Annotated in this window: 22 protein-coding genes and 1 pseudogene; 10 read left to right on the forward strand and 13 right to left on the reverse strand. The window is 68.0% G+C overall.

Annotation, left to right across the window (positions count from 1 at the left end):
• On the forward strand, positions 1-2,280 hold a 2,280-nt coding region (locus tag OG408_RS00005; RefSeq protein WP_326667195.1), incomplete at its 5' end, for a DEAD/DEAH box helicase.
• A gap of 175 nt (positions 2,281-2,455) precedes the next feature.
• On the opposite strand, the gene OG408_RS00010 is transcribed toward OG408_RS00005, so the two are convergent.
• Positions 2,456-2,929, reverse strand: a complete 474-nt coding sequence (locus OG408_RS00010; RefSeq protein ID WP_285574570.1) for an SLATT domain-containing protein — start codon at positions 2,927-2,929, stop codon at positions 2,456-2,458.
• Positions 2,930-3,074: 145 nt separating this feature from the next.
• Here OG408_RS00010 and OG408_RS40060 point away from each other — a divergent pair.
• Positions 3,075-3,236: pseudogene (locus OG408_RS40060) on the forward strand (IS5/IS1182 family transposase); the annotation flags it as partial.
• 172 nt (positions 3,237-3,408) lie between these two features.
• Here the strand turns inward: OG408_RS40060 and OG408_RS00015 are convergent.
• The 4 genes from OG408_RS00015 to tap form a co-directional block, all read right to left on the reverse strand.
• Complete coding sequence (locus OG408_RS00015; RefSeq protein WP_326667200.1) at positions 3,409-3,786, reverse strand: hypothetical protein; 378 nt, start codon at positions 3,784-3,786, stop codon at positions 3,409-3,411.
• Between the two features lie 516 nt (positions 3,787-4,302).
• The gene (locus tag OG408_RS00020; RefSeq protein WP_442805981.1) at positions 4,303-5,631 is read right to left on the reverse strand and encodes a PP2C family protein-serine/threonine phosphatase; all 1,329 of its coding nucleotides are present in this window, start codon (positions 5,629-5,631) and stop codon (positions 4,303-4,305) included.
• Positions 5,632-6,377: 746 nt separating this feature from the next.
• Positions 6,378-6,935, reverse strand: coding sequence for a telomere-protecting terminal protein Tpg (gene tpg, locus OG408_RS00025; RefSeq protein WP_326667204.1), 558 nt, complete (start codon positions 6,933-6,935; stop codon positions 6,378-6,380).
• A gap of 12 nt (positions 6,936-6,947) precedes the next feature.
• Complete coding sequence (gene tap, locus OG408_RS00030) at positions 6,948-9,170, reverse strand: telomere-associated protein Tap (RefSeq protein ID WP_326667207.1); 2,223 nt, start codon at positions 9,168-9,170, stop codon at positions 6,948-6,950.
• Positions 9,171-11,536: 2,366 nt separating this feature from the next.
• Here tap and OG408_RS40065 point away from each other — a divergent pair.
• The 3 genes from OG408_RS40065 to OG408_RS00040 all read left to right on the forward strand — a co-directional run bounded on the left by OG408_RS40065 (position 11,537) and on the right by OG408_RS00040 (position 12,951).
• Complete coding sequence (locus OG408_RS40065; protein WP_442806115.1) at positions 11,537-12,112, forward strand: SMI1/KNR4 family protein; 576 nt, start codon at positions 11,537-11,539, stop codon at positions 12,110-12,112.
• The gene (locus OG408_RS00035; RefSeq protein WP_326667208.1) at positions 12,009-12,404 is read left to right on the forward strand and encodes a hypothetical protein; all 396 of its coding nucleotides are present in this window, start codon (positions 12,009-12,011) and stop codon (positions 12,402-12,404) included. The genes OG408_RS40065 and OG408_RS00035 overlap by 104 nt, the downstream gene beginning before the upstream one ends.
• A gap of 220 nt (positions 12,405-12,624) precedes the next feature.
• Positions 12,625-12,951, forward strand: a complete 327-nt coding sequence (locus tag OG408_RS00040) for a transposase family protein (RefSeq protein WP_326667209.1) — start codon at positions 12,625-12,627, stop codon at positions 12,949-12,951.
• Between the two features lie 121 nt (positions 12,952-13,072).
• On the opposite strand, the gene OG408_RS00045 is transcribed toward OG408_RS00040, so the two are convergent.
• From OG408_RS00045 to OG408_RS00065, 4 genes are all read right to left on the reverse strand, one after another.
• Positions 13,073-13,402 carry a hypothetical protein gene (locus tag OG408_RS00045; protein WP_326667210.1) on the reverse strand — a complete coding sequence of 110 codons (330 nt, stop codon included), beginning with the start codon at positions 13,400-13,402 and terminating at the stop codon, positions 13,073-13,075.
• 184 nt (positions 13,403-13,586) lie between these two features.
• Positions 13,587-14,653, reverse strand: a protein-coding gene (locus OG408_RS40070; protein ID WP_442805982.1) for an IS630 family transposase whose coding sequence is annotated in 2 segments (ribosomal slippage) — positions 13,587-14,207 and positions 14,210-14,653 — 1,065 coding nt in all. Because the reading frame shifts where the segments join, the coding sequence is not laid out codon by codon here.
• A 60-nt stretch (positions 14,654-14,713) separates the two neighbouring features.
• Positions 14,714-15,289, reverse strand: coding sequence for a DUF4262 domain-containing protein (locus OG408_RS00060; protein ID WP_326667212.1), 576 nt, complete (start codon positions 15,287-15,289; stop codon positions 14,714-14,716).
• Positions 15,290-15,513: 224 nt separating this feature from the next.
• A complete protein-coding gene (locus OG408_RS00065) occupies positions 15,514-16,392 on the reverse strand; it encodes a metallophosphoesterase (protein WP_326667215.1) in 879 nt (292 codons plus the stop codon).
• 230 nt (positions 16,393-16,622) lie between these two features.
• On the opposite strand from OG408_RS00065, the gene OG408_RS00070 reads away from it, so the two are divergent.
• From OG408_RS00070 to OG408_RS00080, 4 genes are all read left to right on the forward strand, one after another.
• Positions 16,623-17,114, forward strand: a complete 492-nt coding sequence (locus OG408_RS00070; RefSeq protein ID WP_326674431.1) for a GNAT family N-acetyltransferase — start codon at positions 16,623-16,625, stop codon at positions 17,112-17,114.
• A gap of 60 nt (positions 17,115-17,174) precedes the next feature.
• On the forward strand, positions 17,175-17,840 hold the full coding sequence (locus OG408_RS40075) for a transposase (protein WP_442805983.1): 666 nt from the start codon (positions 17,175-17,177) through the stop codon (positions 17,838-17,840).
• A 188-nt stretch (positions 17,841-18,028) separates the two neighbouring features.
• Positions 18,029-18,898, forward strand: a complete 870-nt coding sequence (locus OG408_RS00075) for an SMI1/KNR4 family protein (protein ID WP_326667217.1) — start codon at positions 18,029-18,031, stop codon at positions 18,896-18,898.
• Positions 18,899-18,961: 63 nt separating this feature from the next.
• The gene (locus OG408_RS00080) at positions 18,962-19,357 is read left to right on the forward strand and encodes a contact-dependent growth inhibition system immunity protein (RefSeq protein WP_326667218.1); all 396 of its coding nucleotides are present in this window, start codon (positions 18,962-18,964) and stop codon (positions 19,355-19,357) included.
• A gap of 180 nt (positions 19,358-19,537) precedes the next feature.
• On the opposite strand, the gene OG408_RS00085 is transcribed toward OG408_RS00080, so the two are convergent.
• The 3 genes from OG408_RS00085 to OG408_RS00095 form a co-directional block, all read right to left on the reverse strand.
• Positions 19,538-19,786 (reverse strand): transposase, encoded by a 249-nt coding sequence (locus OG408_RS00085; RefSeq protein WP_326674432.1) that lies wholly within the window; start codon positions 19,784-19,786, stop codon positions 19,538-19,540.
• Between the two features lie 72 nt (positions 19,787-19,858).
• Complete coding sequence (locus OG408_RS00090; RefSeq protein WP_326667220.1) at positions 19,859-20,359, reverse strand: hypothetical protein; 501 nt, start codon at positions 20,357-20,359, stop codon at positions 19,859-19,861.
• Positions 20,360-20,673: 314 nt separating this feature from the next.
• Entirely contained in the window at positions 20,674-21,444 is a 771-nt protein-coding gene (locus tag OG408_RS00095; RefSeq protein ID WP_442805984.1) for an IS5 family transposase, read from the reverse strand.
• On the opposite strand from OG408_RS00095, the gene OG408_RS00100 reads away from it, so the two are divergent.
• On the forward strand, positions 21,368-21,523 hold the full coding sequence (locus OG408_RS00100) for a hypothetical protein (protein ID WP_326674681.1): 156 nt from the start codon (positions 21,368-21,370) through the stop codon (positions 21,521-21,523). The two genes, OG408_RS00095 and OG408_RS00100, sit on opposite strands and share 77 nt — an antisense overlap.
• Before the next feature lie 171 nt (positions 21,524-21,694).
• Here the strand turns inward: OG408_RS00100 and OG408_RS00105 are convergent, their stop codons facing one another.
• Positions 21,695-23,431 (reverse strand): CocE/NonD family hydrolase, encoded by a 1,737-nt coding sequence (locus OG408_RS00105; protein WP_326667221.1) that lies wholly within the window; start codon positions 23,429-23,431, stop codon positions 21,695-21,697.
• Positions 23,432-23,441 lie beyond the last annotated feature (10 nt).

Raw genomic sequence — 23,441 nt, forward strand, 5'->3', positions numbered from 1 at the left:
GACCTGCTCGCCCAGACGGAGTCCGCATGGCGCGAGGGGGGCCGCCGGGGGCCGGTGATCGGGGTGTCCTCGTTGCGGGGCGAGGAGGTGTCCTTCCCAAACACCACGGACGTGGACGAACTGGTGGAGTGGACCCGTGGCCTGGACAAGGTCACCGTGTACGCCACGTACGCCAGCCTCGGTCTGGGCACGCTTGAGCGGGCGCACGTCGCCGGCCTTTCGGCTTGGGACCTGATCGTCGTGGACGAGGCCCACCGCGTTTCTGGCCGGATCGGGAAGCCGTGGGCGGTCGTCCACGACAACCAGAAGATTCCGTCCCTGCGCCGCCTCTACATGACGGCCACGCCCCGGCTGTGGCAGCTCGGGGACGAGGACGAGACCGGCGCACCGGGCGAGCTGGTCGCGAGCATGGACGACAACCCGGACGGGCCTTTCGGTAGCCGCTGCTTCACGCTGACGCTCTCGGAGGCCATCGACCGGGGAATCTGTGCCCCCTACCAGGTTGTATGCGTGGACGTCACCGACACCGCGCTCCAGGCCGCGCAGCTCCTGGGCGCCGAAGGCCGCTCGGCAGAGGTCCGCGGGGCCCGGCTCGCCGCTCTCCAGACCGCGCTGGTGAAGGCATCCTCGGAGGAGGGCTTCCGCCGCACGCTGGTCTTCCACCACATGGTGAAGGAGGCCGAGGCGTTTGCGGCCGGCCTCCCCGACGTCGCCGCGCAGCTGCATGCCTCCGACCCTGAGCTGTATCCGGCCACGATCTGGGCAAACTGGCTGTGCGGCGACCATAAGCCGCTCCACCGGCGGCGTCTGCTGGGCGAGTTCGCCGACGGGATCGCCACCGATGGCACCGTGGTGGAGAAGTGTTTCCTGTGCTCGGTGAAGGTCCTGGGCGAGGGCGTCGACACCAAGCACTGCGACTCCGTCTACTGGGCCGACGTACGCGGTTCCATGCCCGACCTGGTCCAGGCCGTGGGCCGGGCGCTGCGGATGCAGCCAGGCGAGGGCAAGGTGGCCTCGCTCGTGGTGCCGGTGCTGCTCGGACCGGGCGAGACGGCGGACAACATGCTGACCTCCCGGGCGTTCGGCGGGCTGGCCAAGCTCTTGGAGGCGCTGCGGGCGCACGACGCGCGGATCGTGGAGGCCCTCGCGGAGCAGCAGGCCCCGAGCGCCTGCAAGCCCGTCAGCAAGGGGAGCGGCGAGGGCTCCGGGAGCGTGAGCTCCCCCGCCAGGGCCCTGCTGAAGTTCTCCACGCCACGCGACCCGGCTGCTTTGGCAGCGTTCATCAACCTGCGGGTCATCAATCCGGAGCATGAGCACTGGCGCCGGGGTGTGGAGGCCGCTGTGATCTACGCGCGCGAGCGCGGTGACCTGCGGGTGCCGTTCACGTTTCGTGTCCCGGCCGTCAACGACCAGGAGTCTGAAGGCCAGGGGTGGCCGGCCTCGCTCGCCGGGTTCCCGCTGGGGCAGTGGACCGCCGACGCCCGCCGCTTCTACGCCCGCGGGGATATGGACGAGGCCCGTGTCGCACAGCTGGAGAAGCTCGGCATGATCTGGTCCCACTTCGACGTCGCATGGGAGGCGGGCCTGACCGCCGCGCGCGGGTGGGCCGCCGAACACGGCCACCTCCTGGCCCCGCTGGACGCCACCTTCCAGGGCGCGGCGGTGGGCATCTGGCTGAAGAACGCGCGGGCCGCCGCCCGCAAGGCTGCCGAGAACGAGCAGCGGCGTGCCGAGGGCCTGCTGGTGGGATCGGTGGCCGGGGCGCTGTCGGAGGACCGACGCGAGCAGCTGGAGGAGATCGACGCGTCCTGGTGCCCGTCGTGGCCCGTGACGTGGCAGCGGTGCTTCCACCTCGTGCGGATGCATCTGGACGCGGGCGAGGCGGTGCCCGCCGAGGCGGGCGAGGTCCTGCGCCAGGGTGAAGACCTCGGGCGGTGGGTGACGTCGGTTCGCTACGGGTGGGACCAGCTGAGTGGCGTGCAGCAGTGGATGTGCGAGCAGGTCCTCGGGGTCACGCCTGTGCCCGAGGAAGAGAAGCCGAAGCCGCGTCGTACGCAGGCCGATAAATGGGTCGCCAACCTCGCGGCCGCCCGGCAGTTCTTCGAGCGCGAGGGACACCTCAAGGTGCCACGTAAGCACGTGGAGATCGTGCTCTCCGAAGACAGTCACGAGGACCAGTTCCGCCTGGGGGCGTGGGTCAACAATCAGCGCAGCCGGGCCGCCGCGCTGACCCCGGAGCGGATGGAGCAGCTGTCCGAGGTCGGAATGCGGTGGGTGTAGGAGCGCGTCGCGGGGCGGGGTCGAAGCGCAGCCATGCAGCTGTTTCTCATTAGACCCAGGAAGAGTTCGCCCCTGCAGAGGGCGAGCATTCCCGTGTTCCAGTTGGCGTCGGCGCTCTTCGGCCGTCTGGGCGCTTGTGTGACCGCTGACCACGTCTGCCCGCGGCGCGTCCTCGTTACTCCTGGGTGCGGTCGCCGGGCGCCGCCGGGAGCGTCGGTGGTTGGGCTCCGGCCAGTGGGGTGCGGGTGAGGCTGCCCCAGTTGCTGGCATCCTGGCTGAGTGTCGCGTCAAGCAGTTCCATCGCCTCTTGCGCGATGGTCTGCCGGTCCTCGCCCGCCGCTTCGCGACGCTCGACATTTCTGATGATGCGTTGGAGTTCCGCAAGGATCAGGCTCCGCTGCTGCCACAGATCGTGGTGACGCATGAGGCCGCTCCACGCCGTGATCACGCCGATCACGCCTGCTACCGCGGTGCTGGCCAACCCGAGCCAGGGAGCGTAGGCCCGCCAGGCCGCGACTGCTACGCCCAGCACCGCGATCATTCCGTTCAGAGCGGCGATGCCCACCGTGGTCCGTCGCGCCTTCATCTTCATCAACTCGCGGGTGCGCGTGTACTCCCTGCGGAAATGTTCCAGGTAGTGGGTGGTCACCTCAAGGGCGTCGGCTCCGGTCGGAGGCGGTTCCGTCGGGCGCATGCCTGTGAACCTCTGCTGCCTTACGGCCTGTTGCTCCGTTCCGGGCCTCTGAGTCATGCACGGGATCCTAATCTCGGTAACTTCAGCCCCGGTCGGGGCCGTCCTGCCCGGCCGTGTGTATTCCTCACGTGCTGTCCGGACCCACCTGCGGCGGCGAGGGGTCCGCGTTGTCGTTCCATAGCCGTCCGACCAGGTTGGCCGTGGCCTGAAGCGAGGCCGGCTCGGTGGCCGTCCGCCCGATTTCGGCAGCAGGGCATACAAGTTCGGTTGGGCCGGCCCCCTTGCCACCCGCTTCGGCGGAATGGGGTGCCGGCCGTTTTCAGGGATCCTCATCATCGTCCGGGGCATCCGGCGAAGCGAAGTGAAATGGCACGCCAAGGTGGCGGGCCAGCGCCCGGCCCGCCTTGGCGGAGGCAATGCCGGGCGGAGAGCCGTCAGGGCGGCGGTAGACGGTCGCCAGGCGGCTCGCCCCGTCTGGGGAAATCCAGGACCGCGACCAGGAACACGAACCAGTAGTCGTGCACGGTGTCGCCGTCCCAGACCGCCTCCACCGCGGCCACCCGGCCCGGGAGGGCTGCGGCGCGCGCTGCGAGTGACGGAAGGTCGAGCGGATCCGGCGGGGTGTGCTGCACTCGGTCGCCGAGGGCCTCGTATCGTGTGTGGACCACCCGCTCGGCCTCGTGCAGGCCTATCCCCAGCGGACGCAATGCCTCCCAGACGGACCTGACCGCCGACAGCCGACGATCCCGCAGCACGGCGGCGTCCACCTCCCGGCAGGTCCGTTCCTCCAGGTAGGCCCACCAGCCGCTCACTGGGCCACCGGTCGGGTTTTCAGGGCCTGCGTCATGGGCCCGAACGTACGTCAGGGCCCGGAACCCGGACCAACGGCTCCTTGGTGCTGCCGGACCCCGGGCTCTGGCGCAACTTCCGTGAAGCCCCGTCGGCCGGGGCTCGCGCTGGCCTCTGGACGCGCTGCTGGCCTGCCGGTTCGCCAGGGTCGCCGGCCTCGGACGCCGAGGATCGGTACGGCTTCACGGGAGTTGTGCCAGAACCCAGTCTCGTGGAGAAGGCCAGGTGACGGACAGCCGTCCAAGAAAGGTCTCGTTCACAGGGCCGGGCAGGGCCACGGTCAGGGGTAGCCGGACGCGGCGGCGCGGGCAAAGGCTGTTCCGAATTCCACATGGCTGTCCGGGCCCGCGATGCCTCAGGGGTCAGCACGTAGGTGTCAGGGCTATGGAACCGGGCGTTGGGGACGGTCAGGTCGTGGTCGGGTCCGCCCGCGTGGTCCATCTGACCGGCATGTCACTCCTGGGGGCTGGTGGAGACCGTCAGGCGCTGGGGGGGACGCGCAGGGCCAGCAGGGCAGTGTCATCGCTGGCCCACCCGCCGTGGTGATCGGACAGCACGGCGGCCAGTTCCTTGACCGTCGCGGCAGCGTCCAGGCCGGTCGTGGCGGCCAGCGCCGCGGCGAGCTCGGCCTCACCGAAGGTCGGCGGGGCGGCGGCCGGGGTACCGGGGCGCGGCCGGCCCTCACAGGCCCCGTCGGTGTAGAGCAGCAGCAGGTCGCCGGGCGCCAGGCGGTAGCGCACATCGGTCAGCTGCGTGGTGGGCAGCACACCCAGCAGCGTGCCCGGCGTTCCGAGCTGCTGGATACGGCCGTCGGCGCGGCGCACCAGTGCCGGCAGGTGGCCTCCCAGTGCGATGCGTCCGGACAGCCCGGCCCGGGTGATGCGGAAGGTGGTGTATACGGCGGTCAGGAAGCGGGGGGCCCGCTGTTCCAGCATCGCGGTGTTCAGCCGGTCCAGAAGCGCGGCCGGTGACGGCGTCTGTCCGGCGTCGGCCCGAACCGTGTAGCGAGCCATCGAGGTCACCTGCGCTGCGGCCACGCCCTTGCCGCACACGTCTCCGAGTACCGCTCCGTAGTAGTGCCCGTGGGTGTGGAAGAGGTCGTAGAAGTCCCCGCCGACCTCGACCCCGGCCCGTCCGCTGGTCGATGCCGGGAGGTAGGACGCAGCGGTCTCCAGGCCCGGTACGGGGCGCAGTGTCGGCGGCAGCAGTCCCTGCTGGAGGCTGTGGGCGAGATCGGCGGAGACCCGGTGCGCCTGGCGGGAGGATTCCAGGCTCTGCCGCAGGTGAATTTCCGCCGAGACCGAGCGAGCCAGTGTTGCCAGGGTCGTCAGATCTCCCGGTGTCCAGGTGCGGGGTTTGTCGTCGATGACGCAGAGACTTCCCAGTACCTGCCCCTGCGGGGACAGAAGGGGGTAGCCGGCCCATGCGCCGATGCGCATGGGCGTGAGCGAGGGGTGGTCGCGGGTACGCGGGTCAGCGGCCGCGTCGTCCACGATGAAGGATTCCCCGTCCAGGCCGACGAGGAAGTAGCAGAAGCTCTCGCGCACCGCGTTCTGCCGGTCGGACAGCTCTTCGGCGTCCACGCCGATGCAGGTCTTCCAGAATGAGCGGTCGGCATCGACCAGGGTCACGAACGCCCGCCCGGAGCCGGTCACCCGCGCCGCCAGCGTCGCCAGGTCCTCGAAGGCCTCCTCCGGCCCGGTGTCCAGCAACCGCGTGGCCGCCACCGCTGCGAGCCGTACCGAATCCGACAGCGCCGCCGGCAGGCCGTCCGGCCGCACGCCCCCCGCGAAATGCACCCCGCTCACCACCGGTCCAGCAACTCCCTCAGGCCCTGTTCGGGCACATAGCAAATCACGCCCCCATCCCCCACGACAGCCTTCCTGTCGCCCGCACTGGCTGACCACGATCAGTCACGTCCCCTCAGTGATCGGACGGCACATGCTCAAGATCGCGGTGGGCTCGCCGCATCACAGCTGTTGTCACCCGGACCCTCTGGGTTCGCCGGCATCACAGCTGTTGTCACCCGGACCCTCTGGGTTCGCCGGCATCACAGCTGTTGTCACCCGGACCCTCGTGGAGTCCTCGGCGAGGTCGGCGGCCGGCTCCCACGCCCAGGGTTGGGAGCCGGCCGGCGGGCAGGGTGGGCGCATCCGGTGGGAGCCGGGCAGCCCGGTCGTCCAGGTCGGCAAGGATGCCCAGTGCCTCTGTGAACCTCGTTGCGGGCCAGGTCTTCGCCTGCCGTCTGACCGAGGCCGGGCTTTTCGGCGAGCTGCGGGTCTGGGAGCCGCCGGATCTGCTTGACCGTGGGCTCTGCGCGGTGCGGTTGCTCATACAGTGCCGGATCACCCGCGTAAGGGCCTGGCCCTGTCCTGCGTTCGCAGCGCAGGGTCAGGTTGTCGAACGCCTCAAGCCGCTGTCTCATCCAGTCCTGATTCACGGGCCGCATTCCAGGCGCGGAGTCCGGCAATTCCCGGTCTCACCGGCTCGGCAAAGCCAGGAGCAGCGGTAAGGGCCTGCACCCAGAGGGCGGTTCGGGCCCTTCCGCTGGGATCTACAGGTCGAACTCGAGGTGTTCGATGTCCGTGAACCGGACCTCTTCCAGGCTGCCGGCGCGGCGGCCGCCGTCCTGGAAGTACACCTCCTTGAGCGCTTCGGCCGCGATCTCCTGGAGCCGCTGGTCGGTGGCGCCTTGCTCCTGGGCGTCGAAGAGGCGGGCGGCGTAGCGGGGCGGCAGGGCGATGGTCAGGTGGCGGATGCGGTCCTGGTCCGTCGACCCGATCGGTGCGGTGTAGCCGATGCGGGCGCGGGTGTCGACGACGATGCCGCCCGTGGACGCGGCCTTCGCCTTGGCCTTGGCACGGATCTGCGGCTGCCAGCGGGCCTTCACCTCGCGCTCCAGGCGGGCGGCGAGGTCCGGGCGGGGCTTCCTGATCTGGTCCTTCACGTACCGCTCGACGGTGCGCTGGGAGATGCGCAGCATCTGGGCGACCGCCTTGGTGCCCCCCAGCTGCTTGACCAGGTAGCGCATCTGCGGGCCCGCGCTCTTCGGCGCCGGGCGGGTGAACGCCTTCTGCACCGCGGCTTCCAGGCCGTCCCCGAACAGGCTCATCGTCGCGTTCTCCTACTCTCCCCTGTCGACGTCGGTGACGGTGCCGTCCTTGATGTACCGGGCGAGGTTGAGCTCGGGGGCGTGGAACTGCTCGCGGACGCCCTCGCCCCACAGCACGCTCTGGGTGCCCTCCCACTTCACCAGGCCGGGGTTCACCCCGAGCTTGAAGCCGCCGGGCAGCGGCTTGCCGTCCCGGTAGGGCAGGAAGTCCAGCGGGGAGGGCCCCTGGGAGGCGTAGACGGCGCAGTCCGAGAGGACCGCGACCGGGTACTGCCCGGTGAAAGCGGCATGCTTGACGATCTTGCGGTGCATGTTGATCCGGGTCCGGGAGATAACGGCGGCGCGAATGTCCGGCCGCCAGGTGGGCCGGGCGAGGGCCCGCCAGGGCTGCCCAGGTTTCCAGCCCTCGCCGCGCGGGCGCTCGCGCAGCTTGCCGATGCCGCCCTTCACGGACGCCTTGACCGCGGACACCACGATCGCCAGCTCAGGGTCACGCTGCCGGTAGCCGTCCATCGCCTTCAAGAACTCCTCCGGCGACAGATCGGCGCCCACCCCGAGGTCGGCCATCGTAGCCAGGTAGGCGTCGCGCAGCCGCTGGTACCAGCCGTCCAGGTAACGGCCGTTGTCGTGGCGCACCCACGCCTCGATCGGTGTCACGTCGTAGCCGAGCTCCACCGCGTAGGCGACGGTGGGCGTGGCGTACCACGCCGGGCCCTCGGGCCGTTCACCCTTCGGTGTGAACGGGCTGGGCAGCAGCGAGCCGTCCAGGTCCGCCCACGTGTCCTTGGCCACCTTCACCCTCGACAGGTCGGCATGGGACAGGTCGACCAGCCAGGAGCCGGGCAGTTTCGCGTCGAAGACGGGGTTCTTGACGTGCACCGGTGCGCCCAGGCCGACCGTGAGGCCGTTCGCGCCGGCGGCGAAGGCCATGTTCACATCGATGCCCACCAGGTTGCGGTGCAGGCATTCGGCGTCAGTGAGCGGGCGCGCCCAGTCGTACGCCTCCTCCACCAGAACCTCCGCCGGGGTGCGGTGGTGGAAACGCGGCAGGTCCGCGAGCAGCGGGTGGCCGTCGGGAGCCTCGCACGGTGCACACTGAACCGGGTCCCTGCCCAGCGAGCCGGGGTTGTGCTCGGAGTGCCGCTTGCCCGTCTCATCGGGTTCGGAGGCACGGGTCGGCGGATGCAGGGCGGTCATCAGTTCCAGACCGGTCACGGCGGTCGATCCGCGCGGCGTCATCACCCGGGCCGCATACGTGCCCAGCAGCCGGGCCAGATCCGCCGGTGGCAGCTGCCCCGTGTCCGCCCAGTGCCGGGTGTCGAGCGCGTCCCACGACGGGATGCACAACTGCACGCACGCCCGCTCCGAGCCCTGCGCGGGGCGGTAGATCCGCGCCCACGGCCCGAAGCCGCGCTTGGTCAGCTGCCAGCTGGCGCGCGTCAGCTGCTTGATGACCTTGTGGCCCTCCGGGATCCGCCCGGCCAGGCGCTCCTGTGGTGTGAGCGTGACCGGCAGGCCGTAATACTCCAGCGCAGCCCTGGTGAGCACGAGCAGCGGATCGCCGTCCTTGCCCGGCCCGGACAACTTCGGCTGACCGAGCCGCCCCTGGCTCAGCGTCCACTCCACCAGAGCCGCAATCGACTTCGCCGGTACGTCCAGGACCAGGCCCCCGACGCAGTACGCCAGCACCTGACCATCTGCGTCGACGTCGACGACCGCGAGCGGCCCGTTCTCGAACCGTGCATCACCACCACCGCCGTCGCTGGCGGCGGGGGCAGCCTTACGCGCGGGCGGCCGACGCGGTGCCGGCCTGGTCGTGGCCACCGGATCCGGCACGACGGCAGAGACCAGCGCGGTGTCCTCGGAAACAGGCCCCGGCGCCTGGTCTGCGGGTTCGGGGCGGGCTTTGGCCGGTTCAGCTCCCGTTGGCGCAGGAGCGGCTGCGAGGACAGGCGTCTCGGGGGCCGCCGTGTCCTCACAGGGCACCGGGGCGCCTGCGGGGTAGAGCTGGGCAAGCTGCTTCAGCAGGCGGGCGTAGGCATCACGCTCCGGCGGCCGCGGTTCGGTCCTGCCGGCCTCCCAGCCGGACACCGTGGCCCGGCGCACCTGCAGAGCGGCGGCCACCTCGTCCAGCGTCAGGCCGTGCGCCTGGCGCAGCCTCTTGCGTTCCGCCGGAGGCGGCAGCGTTGAACGGGACGAAACCAGCGCGTCGACCGCATCGAACAGCTCTGACATGCAGCACCTCCAGTCCCCCAACCCTAGCCTGAAGCGCACCTTTCGCGTACTGAACGCGTACGGATGACGTAAATGACGGTTGTGGCCCGGCATCCCCGCCCGTACCGCGAGTCGGCCTGGGGGTGGCGCGTACCGGCCACCACTGGTGGCAGCGTCCCCCGGAGCCCGGGAGGGCATCGGCATCCACGACCCGGCCAAGTCCTCCGCCGGCGTCGCCATCGCCTCCGGACCCCCGGTGGCTCCACACCCGCCGGTTCCGGGCCGCGGGAGAGTGATCGCTCAAGCGCGTCCGAGGCAACGGGATGCCACCTCCAACAGGAAGCGCCGGCACTGCCGGTGTACGCGAAGGGATCCGTCAGGACGGAACCAATGATGTACACGGTGCTCTCGGCGAAGGAGCGCCAAGTTCCCCCGGGCACAGCACCCGCCGGCCCGGACGCTCTGCAGTGATGCCACCCTCGCCCACAACGCGTGAAAGGCAGACCGTGCACACGGCGCCTGAACAGAGGCCGACAGCCGGATGCACCGGCGGGCCCGGATACGGAAGACCAGTCCCGGCACCCGCCGCACGGCCAGGGCCGCATCCGGCACCAGCTCCCGTACCAGTACCAGTACCAGTACCGGCTCCCGTACCAGCTCCAGTTCCAGTACCAGTTCCAGTACCGGCCAGAACGAGAGGGACACGAGGGACACGAGGGACGCGAGGGACGCGAGCAGCGGGCACGCCACAATCGGCGCCTACACCGAGGCTCGGCCGCAGTGCCGGGGCAAAAAGGGGTGCCGTCCGGGGCGTCGGGGCCGCAGAAGTCACGGATAACGGGGTGGGTGGGAACGCAGGCGTTGGCGGGGCTTCAGCCGTGGGATGGGGGTCACGCACGGATATGGGCTCCAGCACCAGGCGGGGCTTCCTCCCGGTGAGTCAGGGCCTTTGGCGTGTCAGGAGTCTGGGTGCGCCTCCGTCCGGAGCCTCCACGAGCCCCCGGGGCAGCCCGCCGGGAGGGGTGGGAATCGGTGGCCTTTCACGTCGGTGCTCCAGTCGTGGCCGCGCCGCAGTCGCACTCGTAGATCCCGCTCTCCGGCACCACCTCGCCCGAATGCCAGGACGTCTGCTCTTCGCTCATGTTCCCCGTGTACGTCGCCCGCGGGTCGGGGCGCGACTCCGGGAACCCACCCGGCATAAGCAGCTGAGCCCCGGAATGCTCAGCCGACGGAGCCGCGAACGAAAGGCGTAGAAGAGCGTTTCATTCCAACAGGGGTGTTTGGTAACGCGGGCGTAGGCGCTTGGCCTGGGAACTCTGCGTGTGAGACAGGCGGCGTCCATCACCTTCCATCGCTTCCTCCCTCGGAGCGGGGCCTGCGGAGCATGACCATCAGGAACGCCGCAACCAGCAGCACCACCCCTGTCACGGTACTCAGCGCGCCGGCCGTCCCAACGCTGCTCCACAGCCCGCTTTCCACGCGTCGGCAAGTCGATTCACACGTCCACGACATCGCCCCGTCGCTATGCGCACCAGCAACGCCGGCCAGACCGAGTACGAAGAACGGGATTCCGCACCGGACCATCCAGCGTGCGGCAAGCAGGTACCCGCGCGAGTGAGTGTCGACCATGCGACCAGAGTCCCAGCCGCCCGGTCGGCAGGCAACGGTGCCGAACACGATCGGGCAGTTCCTTCAGCGCCCGGGACAACCCACCACGGTCACAGCCACCGAAAGCGATGCAGCCGTCCCGCCATGGCCCTTCCTCCGGATCACCCCGAGGTGGTCCGCGAGCCACTCCCAGGGTTGCTAGACAGCTACGAGCCACAGAATGAGCAGGCCCGCGGATAGCACGGCCGGGAACGCGACGAGGGAAAAGAAGAAGGGCTTGCCAGACACTGGTTTCGATCGAGGTCGCGGTCGCCAGGAGGAATGCCGTGACGGTCAGCCCCAGCAGAGCCAGGAGGATGCAGATAATCAAGCCCAGCATCCCGGCGCCCGGGTGGGCCTGGATGCCGGCACTGAGCGTTGCCGTGACGGTGCAGGCCAGCACGGCCGCCAGCGCTGCACAGACCCAGGCCCAGATGAGGGATGAGCCCGCGTCCGTCTCACCGGGGCGAGCCTGCGGCGCGAGTGCATGTACAGCTCTGGGCATCTGGACGGCCGCGGCCCAGCGCATCCGCCACGCAGGAAGTCCCTTGGGCTTTGTCCACGAGATTGGGTTCTGGTCCAACTTCTGTGGAGCTCACACGCTCTGTAACGTGTCGGGATCGGATGGCCCTTCGTGGCTCTTTGAAGCTCCTATAGATCGTCAAGCTGATCTGCTGGGTCAATAGGGTGCGTTTGTGGCTCGGTTCGATGAGGTGAAGACGACGTTCTGGGACGAGGGCGTGTATGGGGTTCAGCCTCCGCTGACCGACGCGGTCATCCAGGACGCCGAGTGTCGGCTCGGCGTTCGCCTGCCGGCCTCGTTGCTGGACATCCTGCGGGTTCAGAACGGTGGCCTGGTCGCGGAGTCGTGGAACGCGTTCCCGACGGACGTGCCGACGTCGTGGAGCGAGGACCACGTTCCGCTCGACGAGATCAGGGGCATCGGCCGTCAAGACGGCCAGCCGTCTTTGCTGGACTCGGATTACCTGGTTGAGGAGTGGGGTCTCCCTTCGCCTCTGGTTCTGCTTTCCGGTGATGGTCACTGCTGGATCGCTCTCGACTACCGGACCTGCGGCCGGCTCGGAGAGCCGTCCGTGACGTGGTTCCACGTGGACGACGACACGGAGCTCCCGCTGACGCGAGCACCGCGCCAGCCGATGGCACCCTCCGCACCATCGAACGGTTGCGGTGGGCAGGTGCGATCCTGGAACCATGAACCATCTCGGCGAGGCGCACCTGCGCACCTGGACGCTGCGCTTCATGGCTCTCCTGGCAGCCGACGCCCGAGATCAGCTTGTTTGGCTGGGCGAGCGTGAACTGGAGACGAAGGACGCCGTCGAAGAGGTGGAGCTGCTCTGCCGTGTCTCCGAAGAACTCGCGGAGCGCAGAGCCTTCGAGCCCGAAGACATGCGTAATCTCCGGGCCATCGGCCAGCGCCTCGGCGAGATCGACGCCACCTGCCGCGTCGGCCTCTGGGGCAACGCCCTGGCCACGGATCCGGCGTGGGACGACATCCGTTCTCTTGCCCGCCGGTTCCTCCTCGCGAGGTCGGGCGAGTGGCGTCAGCCACTGCCACGTCCTGTGCCCCCGGACACGGGCGGCCGCTGAGCACATCCAGGGCGCCTCCCGGGTCGGAGATTCAGCGTTCGAATTCGCGGTGGCTCCGGTGCATCCCCAAGTCGTGAACATCTGCTGTCCGCTCTCGGTTCTGGCACAGATCTTGGGGAGTCGTCGCTCAGCGTTACCTCGCTGTTCGATTGCGAGAAGACTGGTTCGCGCGAGACCGCGTACGCCCTGTAGTTCCCCATCGGAATTGACGCTCCCTCAGGTGTCCGTCGGCCGCTGCCGTGGTCAGTTGTTGACCGTGATCGTGCTGGTCATGCAGACCGATGCACCGTTCTGGGACTCGCTGGTGTTCGACGGGATCGACGAGGTGGACATCGAGGCGGTTACGGCCGCGGTCGGCACGGTCGAGGTGATGGCGAGAGGCCGCGCGGTGGGGGCGGCATGTCCGGACTGTGGTCGCTTCTCAGACCGAGTCCACGACCGCTATCAGCGCAGGCTGAAGGACCTTCCGCTCGCTCCGCCCCCGAAACGCAGGCCCTTTTCAGACCGACGACGTCAACGCGTTCCGCAAGTTCACTGTATTGGGTGACGGTGTCAATGAGGCGCGAATACCAGGCTACGCCTTCCACGACCACAACACCTATACGCCCGATCCCACGATTTGCCCCTCAAGAGATGTCCATATACGCGGGCAAACCCCAGCCTCAACATCACCCGCTTTCAGGTCTTCTTATGATAGATGACTCTCCATCCCCAACGTAGGCCCAGAGAACCAGCTCTCTTTTACGGGTAGCCACTCGAAGCGTGGCTGTTCCTCCCGACTCAAATCTTAGGTTCACCACCCACTCGTCGGCATAGTCGTCAAGCGACCACTCCCCCTTCCCTTTGATTAGTTCCTTCGAAATCACCTCCACTCCCGCACCACCCGTATGGGAGGTATTCAACGAATTCGCCGAAAACCTTCCGCCCTTCTCCAGAACAAGAACAGCAGCTCCCCCATCCTCACCCCGCCAGGAACCGATAATCTCGGACTCATCCACGCTAGACACATCACCCAAGGCAGGCGTCGAGCCGCACGCAGAGGCGAGCCCAACACACAGGAGGAAAACTGTACTTGCAATTACATTCCGCAGAGTTGAAAACATCTGAATTCCCCCTACCTCAGTAAAGCAACGTTTCTCGCCACGTAATCGTCTGACTACTGAGGTTTAACTCGTGGTGTCGTCATGCGGATTTGATGGTCAGGCCGGTCTCGGTGAGGCAGCCGTCGATGAGGTTGCTGCGGTACTGGATGTGCCGTAGGCCGCTCCGGAGGGTGCGGATGAGGTGTTCTGGCGTGGAGAAGGCGACGTTGGAGAGCCAGCCGCGACGTAGCAGGGACCAGATGCCTTCGACGGGGTTGAGGTCGGGTGCGTATGCAGGCAGGTAGTGGATGGTCAGCCAGTCGCGGGATCCGGCGAACTCCCGGAGTCCGGCGGCTTTGTGGACGTTGAGGTTGTCCCAGATGAGGACGATCGGGCCGCCGAGCTGTTGGTGGGCTGCGATCAGAAGGTCCCGGTAGTCGCGCCAGGAGAAGCTCTTGCGCCCGTCGCGCCGGCCGTCGTCCCGTCGCGGCCGGTAGATCAGCCGGGATCGGTGGCCGGATTTGTAGCAGGTCAGCGCGGCGATCGATATCCGTCTGCGTGAGCGGCCGCGGACCCGCACCACCGGGGTCCGCCCGCGCTGCGACCAGGTCTTGGCGTGCGACGGCGTCATCGAGAAGCCGGCTTCGTCCTCGAAGACCAGCCATCCTCCACGGGCCGCCGCCAGCCTTCCGCGCGGGGCCACACCTCCTTGACCCACCCGGCCACCGCATCATCGTCCCGCTCCATGGCACGACGGGCCGGGACCTGGCAGGACCAGCCGTTACGCACCAACAACTTGCGGACACCCTGAATCGTGTACGTGAGGTGGAAGCGCCGTCCGATCACCGTCTTCACACGGCTCAGAGTCCAGCGCTGGTCCTCCCAGCCATGCGCGGCCGGCCCCTTGGCCAGCTCCGACTCCAGCTGAGCAAACTGCTTCTCACTCAGTCGCGGCAGCGATGCAGGCCCCTGCGATCGCAGGGAGCGTGGGCCGCCCTCGGCCCACGCTTGACGCCATCGCTGCACCGACCGGACGCTGACCCGTAGATCCCTGGCAATCGCTGAACTGCCCTCGCCCACAGCGAACCGCTCAGCTGCCCGGAGCCGTAACTCCTCGCGCTTGCACTGCCGTTCAGCGGTCAACCCGCCACCCTGTGGATACCTCATCCTCCCGTGATACCGCAGGCAAGCACCCCGGTCAGCCCCTACGACTTCACGAGTTCAATCTCAGTAACCGGCGCCATAGCGCCCGCGACGCCGACGGTCCAGACCGAGTTGGTCAGGGTGCTCACTCGGCGGCTGCCACAACTGAGGCTGCGACAGCCGATGCCGTTCCTCAGCCTGTTCTTCCCAGTGAAAACGGTCATCCGCGTCGGGCCACGCGACTTGCAGAACAGGGAAGGGAGGTCGTCGGTAGAACCCGATGGCCCGCCCGAAGAAGGTCCGGTACCAGCGGAGGTCAACGTGCCTGAGCGCGACGTGGTGACCGTCGACAATGCCAGGGTGCCTCTGGCCGTCAGCCAGTACAGCGCACGCGGCGGACTTCTCTCCGATGCTGTTGAGCATGCGGTGCATGGCGTGGATATCGAGTCCGAACATGGCGAGCTCAGAAGCGCCGTGAGTGTGTGCGAGGCCGATCGTGTAAGCGAATCCAGGACCGATGTCGTCCTCGGGAACCATGACGACGTGCCATCCGTGCTGCTGCACATTCTCGATGATCGTCAGATCCATGCGGTCCGCTTCGTCTCGGTCGCCGTAATCATGGCAGAGGACGCAGCGGCACCGGAACGGATCAGCAGTCACATGCGGAGGCTACGAGGTGAGCGTTCGGGCCGGACAGCCGGGCTCGCGACCACCCTTTCAATCGAACGACGCGGTCCCTCTGCGACCGGTCCCCAAGATCTGTGCCAGAACCGAGATTAGGCAGTAGTTGTTCAGCCCTTCGGACAGCGCCCAGACGGGCTCCCGATTCGAACAGCAAGCAGCCGTAACGAGGGGCAAGTGGGGCGGTCAAGTGTGTCCCAGACTCAGGTCGGGCTCGCTGCGGAGGGTCCGAGCCTTCCGATGACCTCGCGCATCTCCTCTTCGTCGGCCTCGTAGACCGTCTCCCCCATTCGTGGATCCCGGGCGTGGAGCGTGTGGATGAGTGGGCCGTGGGGCGCTCCGAGGTGGACGAGGGAGGCCGACGGGCCGTGGACGGCGCGCTCGGTGCCGGGGCGGGCGGTCAAGTCGATGCGGCTCACGACGCCAGGCGTGACCGAGACGGTGGCCTGCTCCAGGCGCCCCAGGATCTGCAGGTGGAAGTGCCCGCAGAGGATGAGCTGGACGTCGGTCCCGCGGATCGTCTCGGCCAGTTCGGCGCTGTTCTGCAGGCCCAGCGCTCGCTGAACCTCGACGTCCAGTGCGACCGGCGGGTGGTGGAAGGCCAGGACGGTGCCCACCGGTGCCGCCGTGGCCAGCAGTTCGCGGAGCCAGTCGAGTTGGCCGCCGTCCAGCCGGCCGTAGCCCTTGCCCGGCACGAGCGTGTCCAGTGTGATCAGCCGCCATCCATCCACTGTGCTCGCCCCCGCCCGCTCACCGGCCGCTCCCTCATATGCCGTCTCGGGCTGGAAGTGGCCGATGCCGAGCACGTCGGCGAATGCGGTGCGGTCGTCGTGGTTACCAGTCGTGTAGAAGACGTTAGCCCCTCGTCGGCCCGCGTAGTCGGCCAGGAGTTCACGCGCCCGTGCGTATGCCTCGCGCGAACCGTCGTCCGCGACGTCGCCGGTGACCACCACCGCGCCGAGGTCGCGCAGATGGCCCAGTTCGGCCAGCAGCCCGCGCAGTGCAGCAGTGCCATCCGCGCCATCGGCGTCAGGGCCGCCGGACCGATCGAGATGGGTGTCGGAGAGATGCAAGATACGCATGAGCTGACGCTAGCCTCCAGCACCCACGCCGGGCCAGGGCCTTTCTCACTACGCGCTCCCTCCCATCTGCCGACCCCGGCTACCCTGCCCCTGAAATCGAACGGCGACAGAGCTGGGTGCTGTCCGAAGTGCTGAACAACTGCTGCCCAGTCTCGGGCTATGGCGCAACTTCTGTGATGCCGTAACTTTCTGCCATGCGTGCGCTTCCAAGCCGAACGGGAGAGCGACTGATGGCCGGTGGAGTCGTTCTCGACGGAGAGCTGACCCGTCTTGTCCCGACGACCGAGAGTGATTTGGACCTGCTGGCCCAGTGGTTCGCCTCCCCCGACTTCGTCGAGCACTGGGGTGGACTACCGATTTCGCGTGCCGAGGTGGCTGAGAAGTACGTGGGGAGGCGCCGGCCGCGTGTGGAGTCCTTCCTCGTACTGGCAAGGAGCACGCCGGTGGGCTACGCACAGTACTGGCGGGCCGGAGCGGCTGAAGGCGGCATCGACATGGTATTGGGACCGGAAGCAAGGGGACGGGGCTTGGGACCGGATGCCGCTCGCGTGCTCCTTGCGCACTTGGGCGGGAACCTCGGGTGGCGGCGTGTGACAGTCGATCCCGTGAGAGGGAACCAGCGGGCCGTACGCGCCTGGGAGAAGGCCGGCTTCCGGCAGGTGTCAAGCGAGGCCGAGGACCTCCTCATGGAGTTCAGGTTTCCCGAGGGACGCCTGAACTGACCCCTGTCGTTCATCACTCACCGTGCGCTCTTCACAGAAGTTGAGCCAGAACCCAATCTCGTGGACAAAGCCACCGCGGAGACCCTCTCGAAGGCGACCCGGGGTTACGACGCCGGGAAGAAGATCAACGGGCGCAGGAGATACATCGCCGTCGACACGCTCGGCCTACCCGTGATGATCACGGTGACGCGCGCGGACATCAGCTACCGGGACGCGGCCCGCGAACTCCTTTGGCGGCTTCGACTCACGCAGCCGCAGATCACCCAGGTCTGGGCGGACTCCGCCTACGCCGGTCAGCTCGTCAACCGGGCAGATGACCGCCTCTGGATGACCTTGCGGACAATCTCTCGTCCGCGCGGCGCCAAGGGTTGCGTCGTCCTGCCACGCCACTGGAAGGTCGAGCGCACGATCGGCTGGGTCATGAATGCCCGCCGCAACGTGCACGACTACGAACGACTCCCGCACCACTCAGAGGCACACATGAAACCGGGCACTCATTGCGCTCATGACGAGGCGGCTCACCCGGAAAAGGGCCAGCTATCAACTGGTCGAGAAAGACCAGGCCAACCAGCTGAGACGCGTGCCGCACCCATCACGTCAGCCGCAGTACTCCGCCGGGCGCCTCGACGTCAGGCGCACACTCCACGCAGTCCGCGATGGGCAGTGGCTGCGGGAAGTCCTCCTCCCCGCCGTTCAACCAGCCAACGAGCCGCTGGGCGAGAGTGAGGTCCTCTGGGAACAGGGCATGACGCAGGCACCGCTGATTCGGATGGGTGCGGATCCTCTGGAGGGGTGATCGGCAAGCTTTTTCCAACCTCAGCTTGAGCAGGTCATGTGGCCGGGACTGCTGGCCGCCGAGTGCGGGGCTGCCTTGCTTTGCCCTGCTGTCGGTGGCGAATGCTTGACTCGCGGGCATGGACGACGAACAGCTTCTGACCGCCGTGGCCGAGATCCTGTGGCCGGATCACCAGGACCTGGACTGCCGCCAGCACGGCGATGCACCAGGTCACATTTGCCTACCCATCTCCGCTCGTGCTGACCTGCACAGTGTCGTCGAGACGCTTTCTAGTCGGCACGGCGAGCCTTTCGGCGGCGCCGACCGGCTGCCGCCCCTGCCCTTGTCGGGGGAGGTCGACTGGAGGTACGCCTGGCCGTTCAGTAACCGGTGGGTCACCTTCGGGCGGTCCGGCCAGGGCGAGGGTGCCGGGCCCGCCCTGATGGTCGCCCTGCGCAGCACGCCGGTCGCGAAGCAGCTGCCCGCGGAGACCTCCTGGCTGGAACGGCTCATCGCAGTGACGGGCTGGACGCCAAGGACCGCGGGCCAGGTCGACTGGGCGGAAGTCGAGTCCCGTCTGGGAACGCCCCTGCCGAGCGACTACAAGGCACTCATCGAAGCGTTCGGCAACGGCATGTTCGACGGTTTCCACTGCGTGTTCATGCCGGATGACCTGGTCAAGAGCGCAGAGTTGGAGGCGAGGCTGGGCCAGCCGCTCTGGGAGCCGCATCCGCCGTTCCCGGCCTCGGGCGGGCTGATGCCCTGGATGAGCAACGAACACGAGCAGACGTTCCACTGGATCACGGAGGGCCCCGACCCCGACCGGTGGCCCGTCTATGTCGTCGGAGCCGAACCGAAGGCAGGACATCGGTTCGACTGCACGGCCACGGAGTACCTCTTCCGTCACCTCACCGACCGGCTGCACCCGATCCCGATGCCGGTGCACTTCCGCGCTCACTGGTTCATGGACTGCTCCGCGAACGGGGAGCTGGACGCGGCGATGGAATAGTCCACGCAGCACCGTGCCCTTGGTGAAAGAGCGTTTGAGATCTGCTCGTAGGACAATCGACCGGTGACCCACCCCCTGAATCGTGACCGCTCGCTTGAAGAGCTTGAACGCGACCGCTGGCTAGCGCCGACAGCCGACGACACCCGTCTTTTCATTACTGCACACGCCTTGCGGCGTCGGCCGATCGGCGAGCTGACCGTCGAGGACATGCGCTTGTTGATCGGGCAGGACATCGGCCTGCCCTACCTCCTGCCACTGGCAGTGGAGGTACTGCGGGAGAACCCGATGACAGAGGGGCACATGTATGAGGGTGATCTGCTGTCCGCAGTCCTCACCAGGAACCCATCGGTCTGGGTCGAGTTCCCCGAACTCGGCAGAGAGCTTCGCGGGCTCGTCTCGAAGTTGACTGGCCTGCCCACGGACCTGCAGCAGAAGGTTGAACGCTTCCTGCTTCCATAGAGCACCGACGAAGGCGGTTCCCCCTCGAAGGTACGGGCGGCGCATTTTTACATAACGTCTCGCAGGAGCGAGCGCGCGCCGGGACGCGACACCGGTCCGCCACGGGTGAGTCGGCGGACCATGATGCCGATCATTGCCCAGCGGATCATGGTCTCTGAGCGGACCGGACTGGTCTCGTAGTCACGTGCGAGGCGGCGGTGGGCAGTGAGCCACGGAGAAGGTGCGCTCGATCACCCATCTCTTGGGCTGGATCTGAAATCCGCGCTGGTCCGGGGCCTTGCGCACGATCTCCAGCTCGCGGCCGAGGATCGTGCGTGACCACTCCACGAGGCGGCCGGCGAAGCCTTGGTCCGCCCAGATCTTCTGCACGCCCGGATGGTCCAGGCGTGTCCACAGCAACGAACGCTTCGCGCCGTCGCGGTCCTGGATGTTCGCCGCGGCGGTCCAGGGAGTCGGCCTCTGGTGGGCAGCTTGTCCGTGGAGTGGCGCAGGTACCGGCGGTCAGTCATGCGTGCCGGTCTCCGTCCGCCGGTTGTCTGCCAGCTCGATCAGGGCGAGCACCGCGGCGTGGCGGTTCTCCTCGTCGCCCAGTCGGTGGTGGTCGTCTGGCCCGGCAGCGCTCTGATGGAGGCCGTGCTGACGCTCCGTCCAGTCACGCAGGATGGCGCGGGCCTCGTCCGGTGTGGTGTCGATCGCGGCTGCGACCTCGGACCAGGTGGCGCCGAGCAGGATAGCCTCATGGATGTCGCCCGCGCGGCGGGCAATGAGATCGCGCCGGATCGACTCCGACAACGCGAGCACGGCCAACACGTCGTCGGTGCCTCCACGCTCGACCGGGTCCGGGAAATCTGCAGGCAGAGTCCTGTTCATCAGCCGGTCGACATGCCCGACGCGCTTCTCCATCTGCCAGGAAAGCGGAACCCGTCTACCAGAGATCATGCGGACGTCGTCCGGACGGCGGACAGCAAGGTCATTCCAAAACTCGTACTCGGGTGTGCTCATGCGCCCCCCTTAAAGAGTGTTTTGTCCTGCCGGGGGTGTTTGGTAAGGCGGCGGATCACGGTCGCTCCTGGGTGCGATTCGTGGGGTTCAATGCGGCTATGGGGAATGCTCTGTGGGACCGGCTCTCGGTTGAGGTGCAGGCTGAGGTGGACGGCCTCGTTTCGGCCGGGCGGAATGTGCAGGCCATTGCCGTGATGCGTGAGCGTGCCGGTCTGCCGACTCCGGGTCTGCATGAGTGTGTTGACCTGGTGGATCAGCGATTCAGGGTGTTGCGGCAGAGGTCGGCGAGCTCGTGATGGTGCGGCGGCCAGGGGTCATGCGTCGCGCCAGTTCGGGGTCGATTCGCGGGTGAGCCGTCGGCTCATGAGGTCGACCATGGCCACCTTGATCATGGCTTCGGAGCGGTGGGGATGGGTCTCGTAGTCGCGGGCGAGGCGGCGGCGGTGCATGAGCCAGCCGAGGGTCCGCTCGACGACCCAGCGTCGCGGAATCACCTTGAAGCCCTTCTGAGCGGGGTCGCGGCGGGTGACTTCGACGTCGATACCGAGACGGGCGCCGTGGTCGATGACTTTGGTGCGGTAGCCGGTGTCGGCCCAGGCTTTGGTGATGCGGGGGTGGCCTTCGGCGATGTCCGAGAGCAGGTGGATGCCGCCGGCGTTGTCGGAGACGCTGGCGGCGGTGACCAGCACGGCCAGGAGGAGGCCGAGTGTGTCGGCACCGATGTGTCGTTTGCGGCCTGCGATCTTCTTGCCCGCGTCGATGCCCTGGCCGGCCGCGGGCACGTTGGCCGAGGTCTTGATGCTCTGGGCGTCCAGGACGCAGGCGCTCGGCTCGGCGTCGCGACCTTCGGCCTCCCGGACCAGGCGCCGCAGGAGACCGTTGAGCTGGTCGAAGACCTCGTCCTTCTGCCAGGCGGCGAAGTAACCGTAAACCGTCTCCCATGGGGCGAAGTCGTGAGGCAGATACCGCCAGGGAATCCCGGTCCGGTCGACATAGAGGATGGCGTCCATGATCCGGCGCAGATCGTGCACGGGCGGCCGCCATGTGCGGGGGAAGAAGGCCGTGACCTCGGGCGCCCGTTTCAAGGAGTCGCTGACCGTGGAGGAGCAGATCGACCGTACGAAGGCGAATCTCTCGGCGTACGTCGCCAAGCTCTTCGGCTGAGCGGGGCGGACGGCGTGCCCGCCCCGACGTTCGACGGGGCGGGCGCGGCACGATGTGCGGGCCGGTCACCGCGCGGCGGCGGCCGCGTAGCCGGGCGCCGTGTTCCGCGTACCCGCGGCACCCCCCAGCACGTACCGCTGGGGACCGGACACGGGCCCTTCCGCTGCGCGGTCACCTCCGGGACGGGCCAGGGCCTTTCGTGAAGGGAAGCACCAGCCGCGACGGGTGCGCGGCGTCACGGTAGATCTTGTGCGTGACGGGCCGGCCCACCGGCAGGTGGAAGGCGTCCGGCGGCAGCAGCGCGTTGTGCTCGTCGGCCAGCGGCTCGTCGTTGGACAGCTCCACGACCAGCTTGTGCCCGGGCAGGAACGTCGCCGCGAACGGGTAGACGCGCAGGACGTACTCCTCGATCCTCCCCGGCTCGACCGGCACCGCGCGGGTGTGCGGGTGATAGGGGTCGCCCTCCGTGGTCCGCTCCTCGTCCAGCTCGCGGTGCGAGGCCTTGAGATAGGCGGTCGTGATGAGCTGGCGTCCGCCGGCCGGGGCCTCGTCCCACATGCGCAGGATGAAGTTGGTGTCCGGCTGGTCGATCTCCGCGAAGAGGTGCGCCGCGCCCTGTCCGATCATCTCGGTGGGCTCGGTGAAGGGCTCGGTGCTCCAGTTGAGGATCTCCACCTTGTCCGTGACCGTCAGCGGCGCCTGGTAGAAGCCGTCGGGCGCGGCGTGCTCGGCGCCCATGAGCTCCGGCTCGAAGGAGAGCTTGCGGCGCGGACGCAGGTAGAGCGACTCGTACGTCACGTGCTTCGGCGGCCACTCGGTGCCGGTGACGGTCTCGCGCGAGCCCTCGACGTGCACGGTGACGGCCGGCTCGTCCATGATCCCGTTGTCGATGCCCTTCAGCCAGTACTCGTACCAGCGGAACATCTTGTCGTGCTCCTCGATGAAGGGGCGCGACTGCATCGGCGGGTAGGGGCCGATGTCGAGCTTCTTCGGGCCCTTCAACGCGTGGTAGGTCTCGATGGTGCCGTCCATCGTCCAGCCGCGGCCCTGGTCGATCTGGAGCCAGACCGGGATGTCGATGTTCGGGGCGAGCGTGAGGGGGTTGCGCTCCTCGTACCACTCACCGTCGACCTCGTTCATGACGATGTCGAACCAGGCCTCGTGGTTCTTCGGGTAGTTCAGCACGTGGAAGAGGTTCGGCCAGGCGGCCACGTCCGGGTCCTGGAGCCGCCTGGCGACGCGCTCCTTGATCTCCTCGGGCGAGAACGTCTCCAGCATGCGGGACTTGACGCCGTCGGTGAAGGCCCAGCCGGAGTCGCCGCCGCGGCCCTCGCGGGCGGCGCGCGGCATGAACCACATGATGCCGCCGTGGTAGGTCGTCTCGTAGAAGTCGTAGTGACCGCCGCTGACGAAGATCGCCTTGAGGCTCGGCGGACGCTCGGCCGCCGCCAGCACCTGCATCGAGCCGAAGTAGGAGATGCCGATCATGCCGACGTTGCCGTCGCACCACGGCTGCGCCGCGACCCACTCGATGAAGTCGTAGGCGTCCTGGCCCAGCGAGACGCCGCCGGCGTTGTAGTTGCCGATGTGCTCGCCCTCGGAGGCGCCGGAACCGCGCAGGTCGCCGATGACGTGGACGTAGTCCTCCTGGACGACGCGCGCGATGTCACCGGCCTCGATGCAGCCGTCCCACATCGGACTGGGGCGCCGCTGCGGCGGAGTGGTGAGCGCGAGCGCCTGGAGTTCCTTGCCGTACGGGCTGAGCGCCACGAGCGCGGGCCGCGGCTTGTCGTCGACGCCGCTGTAGGTGTCGGCGGCGAGCACGACACCGTCGCGCATCGGCACGCGGAGATCCTTGACGACGGCGATCTTCTGCCCGCCCGCCTGAATCGTCTGGTAGTCGGTCATGGTGCGAAGC

This window comes from Streptomyces sp. NBC_01257 (assembly GCF_035917255.1).
In the GTDB taxonomy this organism is placed as follows: Bacteria; Actinomycetota; Actinomycetes; order Streptomycetales; family Streptomycetaceae; genus Streptomyces.